The sequence below is a fragment of the Streptomyces sp. NPDC059785 genome, from assembly GCF_042732375.1.
Lineage (GTDB): Bacteria > Actinomycetota > Actinomycetes > Streptomycetales > Streptomycetaceae > Streptomyces.
This window is the reverse complement of record NZ_JBHWHV010000005.1, coordinates 185,082-199,067: the sequence shown is the minus strand read 5'-3', so window position 1 is coordinate 199,067 and position 13,986 is coordinate 185,082. Positions and strand designations below refer to the sequence as shown.

12 protein-coding genes are annotated in these 13,986 nt (G+C 72.3%); 4 read left to right on the top strand and 8 right to left on the bottom strand.

Annotated elements, in window-relative coordinates:
* Window positions 1-52: 52 nt before the first annotated feature.
* The 4 genes from ACFV6E_RS05805 to ACFV6E_RS05790 form a co-directional block, all read right to left on the bottom strand.
* Window positions 53-1,018 (bottom strand): SRPBCC domain-containing protein, encoded by a 966-nt coding sequence (locus ACFV6E_RS05805; protein ID WP_385459570.1) that lies wholly within the window; start codon window positions 1,016-1,018, stop codon window positions 53-55.
* Between the two features lie 103 nt (window positions 1,019-1,121).
* The gene (locus ACFV6E_RS05800; RefSeq protein ID WP_385459568.1) at window positions 1,122-2,798 is read right to left on the bottom strand and encodes a polyamine aminopropyltransferase; all 1,677 of its coding nucleotides are present in this window, start codon (window positions 2,796-2,798) and stop codon (window positions 1,122-1,124) included.
* 244 nt (window positions 2,799-3,042) lie between these two features.
* On the bottom strand, window positions 3,043-3,561 hold the full coding sequence (locus tag ACFV6E_RS05795) for a DUF2617 family protein (protein ID WP_385162148.1): 519 nt from the start codon (window positions 3,559-3,561) through the stop codon (window positions 3,043-3,045).
* Window positions 3,562-3,958: 397 nt separating this feature from the next.
* On the bottom strand, window positions 3,959-4,270 hold the full coding sequence (locus ACFV6E_RS05790; protein ID WP_385459566.1) for a hypothetical protein: 312 nt from the start codon (window positions 4,268-4,270) through the stop codon (window positions 3,959-3,961).
* Between the two features lie 185 nt (window positions 4,271-4,455).
* On the opposite strand from ACFV6E_RS05790, the gene ACFV6E_RS05785 reads away from it, so the two are divergent.
* Window positions 4,456-5,643 (top strand): pyridoxal phosphate-dependent aminotransferase, encoded by a 1,188-nt coding sequence (locus ACFV6E_RS05785; protein WP_385459564.1) that lies wholly within the window; start codon window positions 4,456-4,458, stop codon window positions 5,641-5,643.
* A 272-nt stretch (window positions 5,644-5,915) separates the two neighbouring features.
* A complete protein-coding gene (locus tag ACFV6E_RS05780) occupies window positions 5,916-7,157 on the top strand; it encodes a hypothetical protein (RefSeq protein WP_385459562.1) in 1,242 nt (413 codons plus the stop codon).
* Window positions 7,158-7,218: 61 nt separating this feature from the next.
* Here ACFV6E_RS05780 and ACFV6E_RS05775 read toward each other — a convergent pair whose 3' ends face one another.
* The gene (locus ACFV6E_RS05775; protein ID WP_385162156.1) at window positions 7,219-7,755 is read right to left on the bottom strand and encodes a YbjN domain-containing protein; all 537 of its coding nucleotides are present in this window, start codon (window positions 7,753-7,755) and stop codon (window positions 7,219-7,221) included.
* A 148-nt stretch (window positions 7,756-7,903) separates the two neighbouring features.
* Between ACFV6E_RS05775 and ACFV6E_RS05770 the strand changes: the two genes are divergently transcribed.
* Entirely contained in the window at window positions 7,904-8,038 is a 135-nt protein-coding gene (locus ACFV6E_RS05770; RefSeq protein WP_385162158.1) for a hypothetical protein, read from the top strand.
* Between the two features lie 60 nt (window positions 8,039-8,098).
* Here ACFV6E_RS05770 and clpB read toward each other — a convergent pair whose 3' ends face one another.
* Both clpB and ACFV6E_RS05760 read right to left on the bottom strand, forming a co-directional pair.
* Entirely contained in the window at window positions 8,099-10,696 is a 2,598-nt protein-coding gene (gene clpB / locus ACFV6E_RS05765; protein ID WP_385162160.1) for an ATP-dependent chaperone ClpB, read from the bottom strand.
* Between the two features lie 329 nt (window positions 10,697-11,025).
* On the bottom strand, window positions 11,026-11,361 hold the full coding sequence (locus ACFV6E_RS05760) for a hypothetical protein (protein WP_385162162.1): 336 nt from the start codon (window positions 11,359-11,361) through the stop codon (window positions 11,026-11,028).
* Between the two features lie 518 nt (window positions 11,362-11,879).
* On the opposite strand from ACFV6E_RS05760, the gene ACFV6E_RS05755 reads away from it, so the two are divergent.
* On the top strand, window positions 11,880-12,731 hold the full coding sequence (locus ACFV6E_RS05755) for a helix-turn-helix transcriptional regulator (RefSeq protein WP_385162164.1): 852 nt from the start codon (window positions 11,880-11,882) through the stop codon (window positions 12,729-12,731).
* Between the two features lie 19 nt (window positions 12,732-12,750).
* Here ACFV6E_RS05755 and ACFV6E_RS05750 read toward each other — a convergent pair whose 3' ends face one another.
* Window positions 12,751-13,794 carry a LuxR C-terminal-related transcriptional regulator gene (locus ACFV6E_RS05750; RefSeq protein WP_385162166.1) on the bottom strand — a complete coding sequence of 348 codons (1,044 nt, stop codon included), beginning with the start codon at window positions 13,792-13,794 and terminating at the stop codon, window positions 12,751-12,753.
* Window positions 13,795-13,986: the final 192 nt, after the last annotated feature.

Sequence of the window (13,986 nt, the reverse complement as noted above, 5' to 3'; positions counted from 1 at the left end):
GGCCGGTCAGGGCGGCGCCGCGCCCGCCCGGCGGGCGCGGGCACCGGTCCGCTCAGCGGCGCTTGCGCAGCACGCGGTTGACGACGATGGCGGAGGCCAGTACGAACGCGGCGGCGGGCGCCGCCCAGCGCAGGGTGGCGCTGGTGCCCGCGGCCTCGGGCGCCGGCACGGGCGCGTACCGGCCGCGCGGCGGCGCGTGGTCGACCTCCTCCGCGCTGCGCCCGATCATCGTGCGGCGGGCGTGCGCCGCCTCGGCGGGCGGTTCGTCCACCGCGCCGAGCCCGCCGGACACGAGGTCCCCGGCGTCGAGTCCGCCCTCGTCGAACCCGCCGTCCACGAGCTCGCCGAGCACTTCGTCGTCCTCGTCGTCCAGGTCGAGGCCCTCCTCGTCGGGCTCGTCCTCCGCCCCCGGCCCGCTCAGCGCGTCCTCCGTGAGGGGGTCGAGGGACGACGGCGGCACCTCGGTCTCGAAGACGGAGGGAGCGGCGGGCTCGGGCACGGCGTCGAGGTCGGCGCCGGGGCCCACCGGGGAGCCGGCACCGGCGGCATCGGTGTCGGCAGCGTCGGCGTCGGACCCGGCCTCCGCTTCCTGCGTCCCGGCCGCGCTCGCCAGGTTCTCCGCGAAGCGGTTCAGCAGCCGGGTGGCCGCCGAGAGGACCGCGTCCGGCGGCAGTTCCTCGACCCGGCCGTCCGCGGTGGCGCCGCCGCCGAAGGCGAGCGTGGTCCCGCCGTCCGCGGGCAGCAGCCGCACGGTGAGCGCGAGCTTGACGGAACCGCTGCCCCGGGACTCCGTGCCGTCGCCCTCGACGGCGTACGAACCGTCGTCCTTGGCGGTGACCCCCAGCGCGCCGCGGTAGGTGATGCTGTGGCTCCCGACGCGTACCTTCAGGCGACCGGAGACGGGTGCCCCACCCGCGTCCTGCTGGAGGCCGGGGATCGCCCGGGCGATCCGCGCGGGGTCGGCCAGCGCCTCCCTCAGCCGCTCGGCCCGAACCGGAACGAACACCTCATGGTCCATGTCAGCCGAGCCTACCCAGGCCCGCCGGAACCGCACCCGCGTATGACGGGATTCCCCGGGATCCGCGCCCGCGGCGACTCGGTCGGGCGTACCGGCAGGCGTATCAGTCGGCGTACCGCGGACGGACCAGCGTGGAGGGCGGCAGGCCCGTGACCCGGGTGGCCGCCGCGTCCCGGGCGTCGGCGGCGAGCGCAGGCCGGGAGGGCCCGCACGGACAGGACCCGGAGGCGCTGCTCAGCGCCCGGCGGCTGCGCGCGGCGAGGACGAACCCCCAGTCCCGGGGGGTGCGGGAGGCGCCGGAGGCGCGGTCGGGTCCGGCCGCGAACTCCGAGTCGCGGCCGCTCACCCGGTAGGGCAGGGTGCGCAGCCCGGCGGCCCGGACCGTGGTGTCGACCGTCCAGAAGACGCGGGGCCGCGAGGAGACCGGGCCCGCGTGCACCGCGAGCCGGCCGCCGGGGGCCAGGGCGCGGCGGGCCATGCCGTAGAACTCCTGCGAGTAGAGCTTGGCGCTCGCGGTGATGCCCGGGTCGGGCAGGTCCGAGACGATCACGTCGTACGTCCCGCGGGTGTGCCGCAGCCAGTCGAAGGCGTCGGCGGTGACGACGTGCACGCGCGGGTCGGCGTAGGAGTGCCGGTTCAGGGCGGACAGGGCGGGGTCCCGGCGGGCCAGTGCCACGACGGCCGGGTCGAGGGCGACCTCGTCGACCCGGCGCACCCCGGGGTACCGCAGCACCTCGCGCGCGGCGAGCCCGTCGCCGCTGCCGAGCACGAGCACGCGCGCGTGCCGCCCGTTCATGGCGGGGCCGGCCAGGGCCCGGTGGTAGACGCGCTCGTCCCGGCTGCTGAAGCGGAGCCGGCCGTCGAGGAAGAGGAGGAGGGGCCGGCCGTGGGTGCCGCCGGTGAGGACGATCTCCTGGAGGGCGGTCTGCTGGGGGACGCGCACGTCCTCCCCGTACACGGCCTGCCGCGCGGCCCGTTCGAAGTCGCCGGCGAAGACGGCGGCGCCGCCGAGCAGCGCGAGGACGAGGAGGTTGGCGACGACCAGCAGCCAGCGGGCGCGCCGGGTCAGGTCCCGCCGGAACAGGCCGAGGACCAGCGCCGCGCCCGCTATCGCGTTGACCGTCCCGGTGAGCAGCGCGCCGGTGAGCTGGCCGAGCAGGGGCAGCAGCAGGAACGGGAAGGCCAGGCCGCCGACCAGCGCGCCGACGTAGTCCGCGGCGAACAGGTCGGCCACCGCGCCGCCCGCGTCCTGCCGCCGGATGCGCTGGATCAGCTCCATCAGCAGGGGCACCTCGGCGCCGATCAGCAACCCGATGGCCAGGGAGAATCCGACCAGCAGCGCGCGTGATCCGTTCGCCCAGACGCCGCCCCAGTCGCCGGTCCAGGCGAACACCGCGTACAGCGCCATCGCGCTGCATCCGCCGATCAGCGCGAGGGCCGACTCGACGGCGCCGAAGCCGGCCGCGGCGCGGCAGCGCAGCCGCTTGGCCGCGAGCGAGCCGATACCCATGGCGAAGACCATCACGGACAGCACGACGGAGGACTGGGTGACCGAGTCGCCCATCAAGTACGCGGCGAGCGCGAGGAGTTCGAGTTCGTAGACGAGGCCGCAGGCGGCGCAGACGAAGACGCAGACGAGAACGAGGAAGCGGCCGGTGCCGGGCCGGACGGGCAGCCGCGCCGGCCCCGGTCCGCCCCGGGACGGCGGAGCGCCGGGAGCGGCCGGACCGTCCGCTCGCGCGCGACCGGGAGCGGTGAGGGGCGCGCGGGGTTCGATCACCCTGCGAACGCTACGTCACACCCGTAGCACACTACGTCACCCACACGTGTGGATCGCGGGCACGTGTACGGCACCGGGGAGGCCACCGCACGGACCGCGCCCCCGCGCACGGCACGGGGAATCCGCCGTACGCACCGCGCCCCCGCGCACGGCAATGAGAAAGCCGCCGCACGAACAGGGGAAGCCGCGGGCCGTGCGGCGGCTGCCGCCGCACGGCCCGCAGCCCCGCCCCGCACCGGGTGTCTCACAGCGTCGCCGGCACCCTCACGCCCACTTTCGTGCGGGTGGCGACGAGTTGGCCGTCCTGCGGGTAGGCGTGCCAGGTGCGCCAGTGCACCTGGCCCTCGCGGCGCTGCGCGAGCATCGCGGTGAAGGCGTGCGGGCTGCCGGGGAAGACGCCCGCGAGACCTTGGGGATGGTCCGCGACCAGGGCCAGCAACTCCTGGGCGCGGCCCGCGAAGGAGCCGCGCGGGAGCGTCTCGACCCGGGCCGCGAACTCGTACTCCCAGTCGCCGAGCCGCTTGGCGACCCCCAGGGGCAGCGGCGTGCTGCTGCCGGTCATGCAGGCGACGGTCTCCGAACAGGTGCCCCGCTCCTCCTCCAGGATGACCTGGTGGGAGGCGCCCAGGAGCCGCAACTCGACTCTGACGGCGTCGAATTGCAAGGTGAGACCGGCGAGGGCGGGCAGTGGGTCACGGCCCAGGGCCCAGGCGAGGTCGGCCGCGCACGTGTCGGTGTACGAGGTGTTCAGGGTCGTGAGCATGGGTCGGCTCCGCTAGCACGCGAAAAGGGAGGGGGGAGGCAGCGCGCCCCGGTCGGTACCGGGGGATCGGCCCGGTCAGCCCGGTGCCAGAAGGAGGAGGACTGTCCGTGGGCCGCGTTGGCGTTTTAGAGGGAATCATGAACTGTGGCGCTGCCACAGCGCTTTTACCCAACTTCGGCGGGTTTCCATCCCCCCGAGGGCTCCACAGCTCAACTGTTCAACCCCCGCGTGCGCCCGGTGTACGCGGATCTTCGCCGCAAGCCGACACATAGGGGACTCAGCAGGGCTCATGTGGCCGCCGGGGACACGGAAGTGCCCGCCGGGGAAGATCCCCGACGGGCACCTGGGGGCAAGTTCCGGAAGCACTTCCCCCTGGACTGAGCTCGGCTGCCCCGTGTCAGCTGCCTCCGCCGCATCCGCCGCCCCCGCCGCCGCACGACGACCCGCCCCCGCACGACGAGCCGCCACAGGACGAGCCGCCGCCGCACGACGAGTGACCGTGGTGGCCGCCGGACGAGTCACCGCCGGTCGAGCCGGTGTCGCTGCTCCCGGCCCACCAGCTGTTGCTGCTGCCGGAGCTCGAGCCGCGCGAACCGCTCCGCTTGCGGCCCTTCGACCGGTAGGCGCCCGAGTCGTCACCGCGTCCCGCGGCCACGACGGCGCCGATCAGTACGACCAGACCAACCGCCAGGATGATGCCGATGAACATGGCGTCACCCTCCTTCCACTTCCCCCGAAGCGGCCCCCCGTGGGCCCCTTGCCTGTGCTTTGTTCCTGCGTGTCACCTGTGCTTGTTCCTGCGTGTCACGGGTGCTTGTTCCTGCGTGGAGGGGGGATGCCCGTGCACCGCGGGAGCCAAAGCCGAGTTGAGGAAGTCCAGAGCTTCGGCGCAGGATGGCGGCCATGACCCCCAGCGCACGCCCCTTCCTCAACCGCCGGCTCGCCGAGTTCGGGACCACGATCTTCGCCGAGATGTCGGCCCTGGCGCTCAGCACCGGAGCGATCAACCTCGGCCAGGGATTCCCCGACACGGACGGCCCGGAGGAGATCCGGGAGGCCGCGGTGCGCGCCCTCAGGGACGGCCGCGGCAACCAGTACCCGCCGGGTCCGGGCGTCCCCGAGCTGCGGGAGGCCGTCGCCGCGCACCAGCGGCGCCGCTACGGCCTCGCGTACGACCCCGGCACCGAGGTCCTGGTCACCGCGGGCGCCACCGAGGCGATCGCCGCGTCCCTGCTGGCGCTGGTCGAACCGGGCGACGAGGTGATCGCGTTCGAGCCGTACTACGACTCGTACGCGGCCTCGATCGCGATGGCGGGCGGGCGGCGGGTGCCGGTGACGCTGCGCCCGCACGAGGGGGCGTTCCGGCTCGACCTCGACGAGCTGCGGGACGCGGTCACCGACCGCACCCGGCTGCTGCTGGTCAACACCCCGCACAACCCCACCGGCACCGTGCTGACCCGCGCGGAGCTGGCCGAGATCGCCCGGCTCGCCGTCGAGCGCGACCTGCTCGTGGTCACCGACGAGGTCTACGAGCACCTGGTCTTCGACGACGCCGAGCACGTGCCGCTGGCGTCCTTCCCGGGCATGCGGGAGCGGACGGTCACCATCGGGTCCGCCGGGAAGACGTTCTCCTTCACCGGCTGGAAGGTGGGCTGGGTGGCCTCGACGCCGGAGCTGACCGGCGCGGTGCGCTCGGCGAAGCAGTTCCTGACGTACGTGGCCTCGGGCCCGTTCCAGTACGCGGTCGCCGAGGCGCTGGCGCTGCCGGACGCGTACTTCGACACCTTCCGGGCGGACATGCGGGCCAAGCGGGACATGCTGGCGGCGGGGCTCGCCGACGCCGGGTTCGAGGTCTTCCGCCCGGCGGGCACCTACTTCGTCACCACCGACATCCGTCCGCTCGGCGAGTCGGACGGCTTCGCGTTCTGCCGCGCGCTGCCGGAGCGGGCCGGTGTCGTCGCCGTCCCGAACGCGGTCTTCTACGACGACCGGGAGGCCGGGGCGCCGTTCGTGCGGTTCGCGTTCTGCAAGCGTACGGAGGTCCTGGAGGAGGCCGCGAAGCGGCTGAAGGCGGCGTTCTAGGTGCCCCGGCAGGCAACGTTTGCCCGTCAAGGAGCGGCGTTCGGTGCGTGCTCTCGGCGTGCCGGGCGCAAGCCCTCGTACTGGACGTACTTGGGTTTGTGCCCGGTGCGGCGAGAGTGCGTGCCGGGCGTCGCGACGGGGCGAACGTTGCCTGTTGGGGCACTAGCACCGGGGGGACGGGAGGCCGGGGTGGCGCGCCGGACCGGCACGAGCCGTACCCACACGGCCGCGTAATGCTCGCAAATACCCCATAAGGGACGCACAGTTCGCTTGTGACCCACGCGAGCACCATCCCCGCCCCCACCACCGAGGAGGCCGCCGCCGGGCGCCGGGTCCGGCCGGTCCCGCGCCCCCGGCGGCTGCCGACGACGGCGGCCACCGCGCTCGGGCTGTTCGCCGCCGCCCGCCTCACCGGCTGCCTCGCGCTCGCCGCCCTCGCCCGCGGTGACGGCCGACAGCCCCTCGCGCTGCTCGGCCGGTCCTGGGACTCGCTGTGGTACCTGGGGATCGCGGCACACGGCTACGGACGCACGCTGCACTTCCGCACCGTCGTCCAGAGCGACATGGCGTTCTTCCCGCTCTACCCGGGACTCGTGCGCGCCGTCACCACCGCCGCCCCGCTGAGCGGCGGCGCGGCCGGACTGCTGGTCTCCTGGACCGCCGCCGCGCTCGCCGCGTACGGGATCTATCTGGTCGGGGCGCGGGTGCGCGGGCCCGCGGTCGCCACCGTGCTGGTGCTGCTCTGGGGGCTGCTGCCGCACTCCGTGGTGCTGTCGATGGCGTACACGGAGCCGGTGCTCACCGCCCTGGCCGCCTGGTCGCTGCATGCGGTGCTCACCGGGCGGTGGGTGTGGGCGGGCACGCTCGCGGCGCTCGCGGGGCTGTCCCGGCCGAACGGCTTCGCGGTGGCCGCGGCGGTGATGACGGCGGCCGCGCACGAACTCTGGCGGGGCCGGGGCCAAGGACAGGGCGGACCCGGGCGGGAGCGCGGAGAAGAGCGAAAAGTTACCCACAGGCTGTGGACGGGGATCGCGCTCGCGCCGCTGGGCTGGGCCGGATACGTGCTGTGGGTCGGCCGCCGGACGGGTGATCCGCTCGGCGGCTACTTCACGGTGCAGCGGCTGTGGGGCTCCCGGTTCGACCTCGGGGACGGCTCGCTGGGCTTCATGCGGCACCTGCTGCTGCGCGGCGACAGGTTCGTCTTCCCGCTGACGATGGTGATCGTGGCGGCGGGCGTGCTGCTGTTCGCGCTGCTCCTCGCCGAGCGCGTCCCCGTGCCGCTGGTGGTCTACAGCGGCGTACTGCTCCTCGTGGTGCTCGGCGGCTCCGGCTTCTTCGCCTCGAAGCCGCGCTTCCTGCTGCCCGCCTTCCCGCTGCTGCTGCCGCTGGCCGGCGCGCTGGTGCGCACGGCAAGAGCCCGGCCCTGGCACGCCGCACTCGTGGTGGGCGCCCTGGCCGGGCTCTCGTTCGCCTACGGGGCGTACCTGGTCGTCTTCTCCCGCACGCCGCTGTGAGCGGCACGCACACCGCTGTGAGTCCCGCGGACCGACGTCCCCGGTGACCGGTGGGCGACGCCTACGCGTCGTCCTCCGGCTTCTCCACACCCTCGGCGTCGGCCACGTCCTGCTCCAGGCCGAGCTGCTCGACGAGCCACTTGTCGAACTCGATCGCGGCACGCACCCAGCTCACCGTCGAGGAGACGAAGTGCTCCAGGCTGACACCCGTGCCGATCAGCATCTGCGCCTCGCCGATGAGGCGGACGGTGCCGTCGTCGTGCGTGTGGGTGTAGACCTTCGGCCACAGCGTGCGGCGGTTCCAGTCGTCGACGGACTCCAGCAGCGCCGGCTTCTCGTCGATCTGGTGCGGGCGGTCGTAGAACGTCCGCACCGAGAAGACCTGCTGGTCGCCCTCACCGCGGAACATGAAGTACGTACGGAACTGCTCCCACGGCGCGACGAGGTCTCCCTCTTCGTCGACGAGGTGCTTGAGCTCCATCTGGTCGAGGAGCTGCTTCACGAGGTCCTGATCCGGGACGACGGGGCCCGCCGGTCCGCCGGGCTGCGGCTCGGGCTGGCCCCCGAAGTTCGGAATCGAGGACGGGTCGATGCTCACCGTGTTTTTCCCTTCGTACGGATCCCGCCATCCTCCCTCATGCGGGGAGGGGGGTGGCAAGCCCCGACGCCCCTGTCAGCCACGGGCTGACACGATCCGGTCACCCGGAAGTGACGGGGTCATGACTGGCGGGCGGCAGGATCGCGGCATGGGGATGCGGAGAGAGCTGCGGTGGCTCCTGTGGGGGCTGTGGCTTGGGTGTCTGGCGTTCGCGATCTGGTTCGTGGTCGCGGTGGTCCTCTTCCTGGCGGACAACACGCCGTTCAGCCCGTTCATGGAGTGACGCGGGCCCGCCACCCGGGAGAGGGTGGCGGGCCCGTACGGCACATGTCCTGATGCCTGCCTACAGCGTCTTGCCGGTTGCCGGGCCCACGATCAGGTCGTCGCCGAAGCGGTCCACGCGGACCGTGTCGCCGTCCTTGATCTCGCCGGACAGGATCTCCCGGGCGAGCCGGTCGCCGATCGCGGTCTGCACCAGGCGGCGCAGCGGACGGGCGCCGTACGCCGGGTCCATGCCCTCGTCGGCGAGCCAGGCCAGGGCCTCGTCGGTGATCTCCAGGGTGAGCCGGCGCTCGGCGAGCCGCTTCGCGAGGGCGTCGATCTGGAGCCGGGCGATCCGGCTCAGCTCGTCCTTGGAGAGGGCGGAGAAGACCACCAGGTCGTCCAGCCGGTTGAGGAACTCGGGCTTGAAGGAGGCACGGACCACCTCCAGGACCTGCTCCCGCTTCTCCGTCTCGCTGCTCACCGGGTCGACCAGGAACTGGCTGCCCAGGTTCGACGTCAGCACCAGGATGGTGTTGCGGAAGTCCACCGTCCGCCCCTGACCGTCCGTCAGACGCCCGTCGTCGAGCACCTGGAGCAGGATGTCGAAGACCTCGGGGTGCGCCTTCTCCACCTCGTCGAGCAGCACGACGCTGTACGGGCGCCGGCGCACGGACTCGGTGAGCTGGCCGCCCTCCTCGTAGCCGACGTAGCCGGGCGGGGCGCCGACCAGGCGGGCCACGCTGTGCTTCTCGCTGTACTCCGACATGTCGATGCGGACCATCGCACGCTCGTCGTCGAAGAGGAAGTCGGCGAGCGCCTTGGCGAGTTCGGTCTTGCCGACGCCGGTCGGGCCGAGGAAGAGGAAGGAGCCGGTGGGCCGGTCGGGGTCGGCGATGCCGGCCCGCGAGCGCCGTACCGCGTCGGAGACCGCGCGCACGGCCTCGGACTGCCCGATCAGCCGCTTGCCGAGCTCGTCCTCCATGCGCAGCAGCTTCTGCGTCTCGCCCTCCAGCAGGCGCCCGGCGGGGATGCCGGTCCAGGCGGCGACGGTGTCGGCGATGTCGTCGGAGCCGACCTCCTCCTTCACCATGGTGTCCTTGGCGGCCTCCTCCTCGGCCGCGGACGCCTCCTGAAGGTCGCGCTCCAGGGACGGGATCTCGCCGTAGAGCAGCTTGGACGCGGTGTCGAAGTCGCCGTCGCGCTGGGCTCGTTCGGCCTGGCCGCGGACGTCGTCCAGCTTCTCCTTCAGCTCACCGACCCGGTTGAGGGACTGCTTCTCCTTCTCCCAGCGGGCGGTGAGGCCGCGCAGCTCCTCCTCCTTGTCGGCGAGGTCGCGGCGCAGCTTGTCCAGGCGCTCCTTGCTCGCGGCGTCGGTCTCCTTGCTGAGGGCCAGTTCCTCCATCTTCAGCCGGTCGACGGAGCGCTGGAGCTCGTCGATCTCGACGGGCGAGGAGTCGATCTCCATCCGGAGCCGGGACGCGGCCTCGTCCACCAGGTCGATGGCCTTGTCGGGCAGGAAGCGCGAGGTGATGTACCGGTCGGAGAGGGTCGCGGCGGCCACCAGGGCGCTGTCCGCGATCTGCACCTTGTGGTGGGCCTCGTACCGTCCCTTGAGTCCGCGCAGGATCGCGATGGTGTCCTCCACGGTGGGCTCGGCGACCAGGACCTGCTGGAAGCGGCGCTCCAGGGCGGGGTCCTTCTCGATCCGCTCCCGGTACTCGTCGAGGGTGGTCGCGCCGACCATGCGCAGCTCGCCGCGGGCCAGCATCGGCTTGAGCATGTTGCCCGCGTCCATGGCGGAGTCGCCGCCGGCGCCCGCGCCCACGACGGTGTGCAGCTCGTCGATGAAGGTGATGATCTGCCCGTCGGAGTCCTTGATCTCCGCGAGCACGGTCTTCAGCCGCTCCTCGAACTCACCGCGGTACTTGGCCCCGGCCACCATGGCGCCGAGGTCGAGCGCGACGAGCCGCTTGTCCTTCAGGGACTCGGGAACGTCGCCCTTGACGATGCGCTGGGCGAGGCCCTCGACGACGGCGGTCTTGCCGACGCCGGGCTCGCCGATGAGCACCGGGTTGTTCTTGGTGCGCCGCGACAGCACCTGGACCACGCGGCGGATCTCGGTGTCCCGGCCGATGACCGGGTCGAGCTTGCCCTCCCGCGCGGCGGCGGTGAAGTCGGTGCCGAACTTTTCGAGTGCCTTGTACTGGCCCTCGGGATCCGGGGTCGTCACCCGGCGCCCTCCCCTGGTCTTCTGGAACGCTTCCAGCAGTTTCTTCGCACTGGCGCCCTGCGAGGAGAGTACGTCCCCGGTCCGGCCGCCCTTCGCGGCGATGCCGATCAGCAGGTGCTCGGTGGACAGGTACTCGTCGCCGAGCTCCCTGGCCCGCTCGGTGGCGTCGGCGATGACGGCGAGCAGTTCGCGGTCGGGCTGCGGGGGCGCGACGGTCGAGCCGGTCACGCTGGGCAGCCCGGCCAGCACCCGCTCGGCGCCGGCCCGCACGGCGGCCTGGTCGGCGTCGACCGCGGCCAGCAGGTCGGTGATGTTCTCGTTCTCCTCGCCCGCCAGCAGAGCGAGCAGCAGGTGTGCGGGGGTGAGGTCCGGGTGCCCCTCGGACACGGCCCGATTGCCGGCCGCTTGGATCGCGTCCCGGCTCCTGTTGGTCAGCTCGGCGTCCACGTTCGCTGTCTCCTCCTCCTGGCGTCGGCCGTCCGTCAGCCTGACTCAAGCAACGTCCACAAACTTGAGTCTATTCCACTCAAGGGCAGCCACGGGGGCGAACGCGCCGACTTCGACAAGTTCCCGCCACGCCGGAGGAGGGCTCGCTCGGGTGAGGGGCGACACGCGAAAGCGCCGCGCGGATACGCGCGGCGCCAGAACGGGCTCCGCAGAAGCGGTGATACCCGGAGGTTTCGCCCAAAACTGCAGCGGCGTCACCGTGCTCAGGTCACGGTGACGCCGCTGCGGGGGGAAGCACCTGAGCGATCTGTAACGACGGGGGAATCGCGTCAGGCACTGCGGGGGGTGGCTGTAACGGTCCTTACGTCCGGCGCTGCCGGCTCGGCCAGTTCATGGTCGCGCTGGTCGAGGTTGACGAAGATCATTCCGTATCGGATGGCGCACCGTACGGGCTGCGGCGCCCCCCGAGGCCGCCGCAGACACCGGTAGGCCCGGACATCGTCCTCGTCGTCCCGGGTGACGACCACCGGCTCTCCGAACACGGTCACCATCAACGAGTCACCGCTGTGGGGGATGGCGGTGGCCAGATCGATGAAGTGCCAGCCGGACCGGTAGGCCGTGGCCATCTCCCGGCGGAAGGAGCGGTCGTCAGGGGGAGTGGTCATGCGTTCACGCCCTTGGGGGCGCTGATACTCCAGGAAAGGTCCCCGGGAACGTCCGCGGTGACGCTGCTCCAGGAGAGGTCGCCCGACTGGGCGCTGCTCCAGGAGAGGTCCGGGGGCACGGAGTCGGTCGTGCTGGACTGTGCATCAGCAGGCTCACTGCTCCAGGAAAGGTCCAGGGCGCTTGCGGCACTGAAGACCATCCCAGCGGAGAAGGCGACAGCGAGCACCGAGCGAACCATTCTCTTGCACATAGTCGGCTTCGTCCTCACTTCCTTGGATACTCTCCCCCGCCGTCCCCAAGACGATGGCTCATTCAGTCAGGCAAACACCACAGGGTCGATGCATCATGTTCCTGCACGTTCAGGACCCTGGGGGGTGGAGCTTTGCCTACAAAGAACTCACATCGGACACATCCTCATGCCGAGACTGAACTGTGCGACGAGGGTAAGCGTCTGTATGCCAGTGCACTGCGCTCGGGACGCATAGCCCGTACCGAGGTCGAAGAGGCACCCTGCCTGATGGAATTCGCCCTCCTGCATCCCGATCCGGACGACGCCCTGTGGCTGCGTCCGGTGCCGCCGGCGGCCGCGCTCGCGCAGCGGCTGCACCCCATAGAGCGGGAGATACAGGAGCGCAGGAGCCAGGCCGTACTGCTGACCGACTCCTTCGAGCCATTCATGGCCATCAGTGCCCAGGATCCGCCGACCACGCACGCCATCACCGTGCTCGAGGGCATCAACCGGATCAACTCGGCGATCGAGCTGGCCATGGCCGAGTGCCGCTCCGAGATCCTCACCGTCCAGCCGGGCGGCGGCCGCAGCGAGCACTCGCTCACCGAGGCCCTGGAGCGCGGCCAGGCGGTCATCGCCCGCGGCATCACCATGCGCACGCTCTACCAGCACACCGCCCGGCACAGTCAGGGGACGCTCGCCTACGCCGAGCACATGACCAAGGGCAACGTCGAGATACGCACCCTGGAAGAGCTGATCGAGCGGCTGATGATCTTCGACCGCACGGTGGCGTTCATCCCCGCGCGCGGGGACACCCAGGTGGCCCTGGAGCTGCGCCACCCGGGCCTGGTGGAGTATCTGGCCAAGGTCTTCGAACAGCTCTGGGCCCGCGCCGTCCCGCTCCTGGAGGAGGCGCCCTACGCACCGCCCACCGACGGCATCACCGGCGTCCAGCGCTCCATCGCCAAACTCCTCGTGGAGGGGCACGTGGACGAGGCCATCGCCCGCCGGCTCGGGATGAACGTACGGACCTGCCGCGCCCACATCGCCAAGCTCGCCGCGGCGCTCGGCAGCGGCAGCAGGGCCCAGCTCGGCTTCCTCATCGCACAGTCGGGCCTGCTGGACTCCGACGACCACTGAGAGCCCTTGTCACAGGCTCTCAGGGGGCCGCGGGGGACTCCGGGCGGGGCACGGTCACCGGGAGCAGCTCGCCCGGCTCGGCGGACCTGGGCGGGCCGTCCAGGCCCGCCTGGGCGATGCGCACGCCGAGCTGCGTACGGCTGGCGGCGCCGAGGGTCTCGGAGAGCCGTGCGATGTGCGCGCGGCAGGTGCGGACGCTGATGCCGAGCCGTTCGGCGACCACGGCGTCCTGGTGTCCCTCGGCGAGCAGTGCCGCGATCGACCGCTCCCGGTGCGTGATGCCCTCGATGCCCGTCGACGGCAGCCGGGCGGCCAGCGGCAGACCGAGCCGCCAGAGCCGCTCGAAGACCGTGACCAGGTACTCCACCAGCGCCGGGTGCCGCAGTTCGAGGGCCACCGTGCGCTCGGAGTTGGCGGGGATGAACGCCACTTTCCGGTCGAAGATGATCAGCCGCTCCACGACCTCGTCGAGCGTACGGGCCTCCGCGGCGCCGCCCATCAGCTCCATGTACGTGTGCAGACCCTGCCCGTGCCGCGCCACGTGGGTGTACAGGTCGCGCATCCGCACCCCGCGGCGGCGCAGCTCCAGCGCCCGGTGCATGCCCTCGGACAGCTCGTCCTCGCGGCGGATGCCGCCCGGCTGCACGGTCAGCACCTCGGCCTGGCACGCCTGAGTGGCCTCGTCCATCGCGGCCTGGATGCGCGGCAGTCCGTCGAGGACCCGGATGGCGACGCCCTCGGCGGGGGCCCGGACGCGGCCGCCGAGGCCCGCGTACCACTCGAAGGCGGCCACCGCCTCGCCCACCCGTGTCTGGCTCGCGGTGACCTCCTCGTAGACGCCCCGCAGCAGGCGCGTCATGACCTCCTGCGGGGAGGTCGGCACCAGCCACGCCATGTCGTCGGGGTCGGGGTGCAGCAGCGCCAGTTCAAGCAGGCAGGGCACCGGTTCGGCGTCCGTGCGCGGCACCCGACCACGCCGTACGGCCCGGGAGTACACGCGGTCCCCGGCCTCGCACAGCCGGTCAGCGCCGTGCGGATGCGCGTCCGTCCCGTGCCCGGCCATGTCCCACCCCTGGCTCCAAACCCCTGGCTCCAGCGTCGTGCGCGATGCAGCGCCTCGGCGTCTTCCGCAGCGCAACTATGCGCGGCCCGGTCCGCCATCGCAACACGGCTCTGCCACGAGCCTGCCCTCATTCACCCCCGAATGTCCCGCTATACCCCCGGCTCCGTCCGGCACCTTGCAACAAGCTGCGGG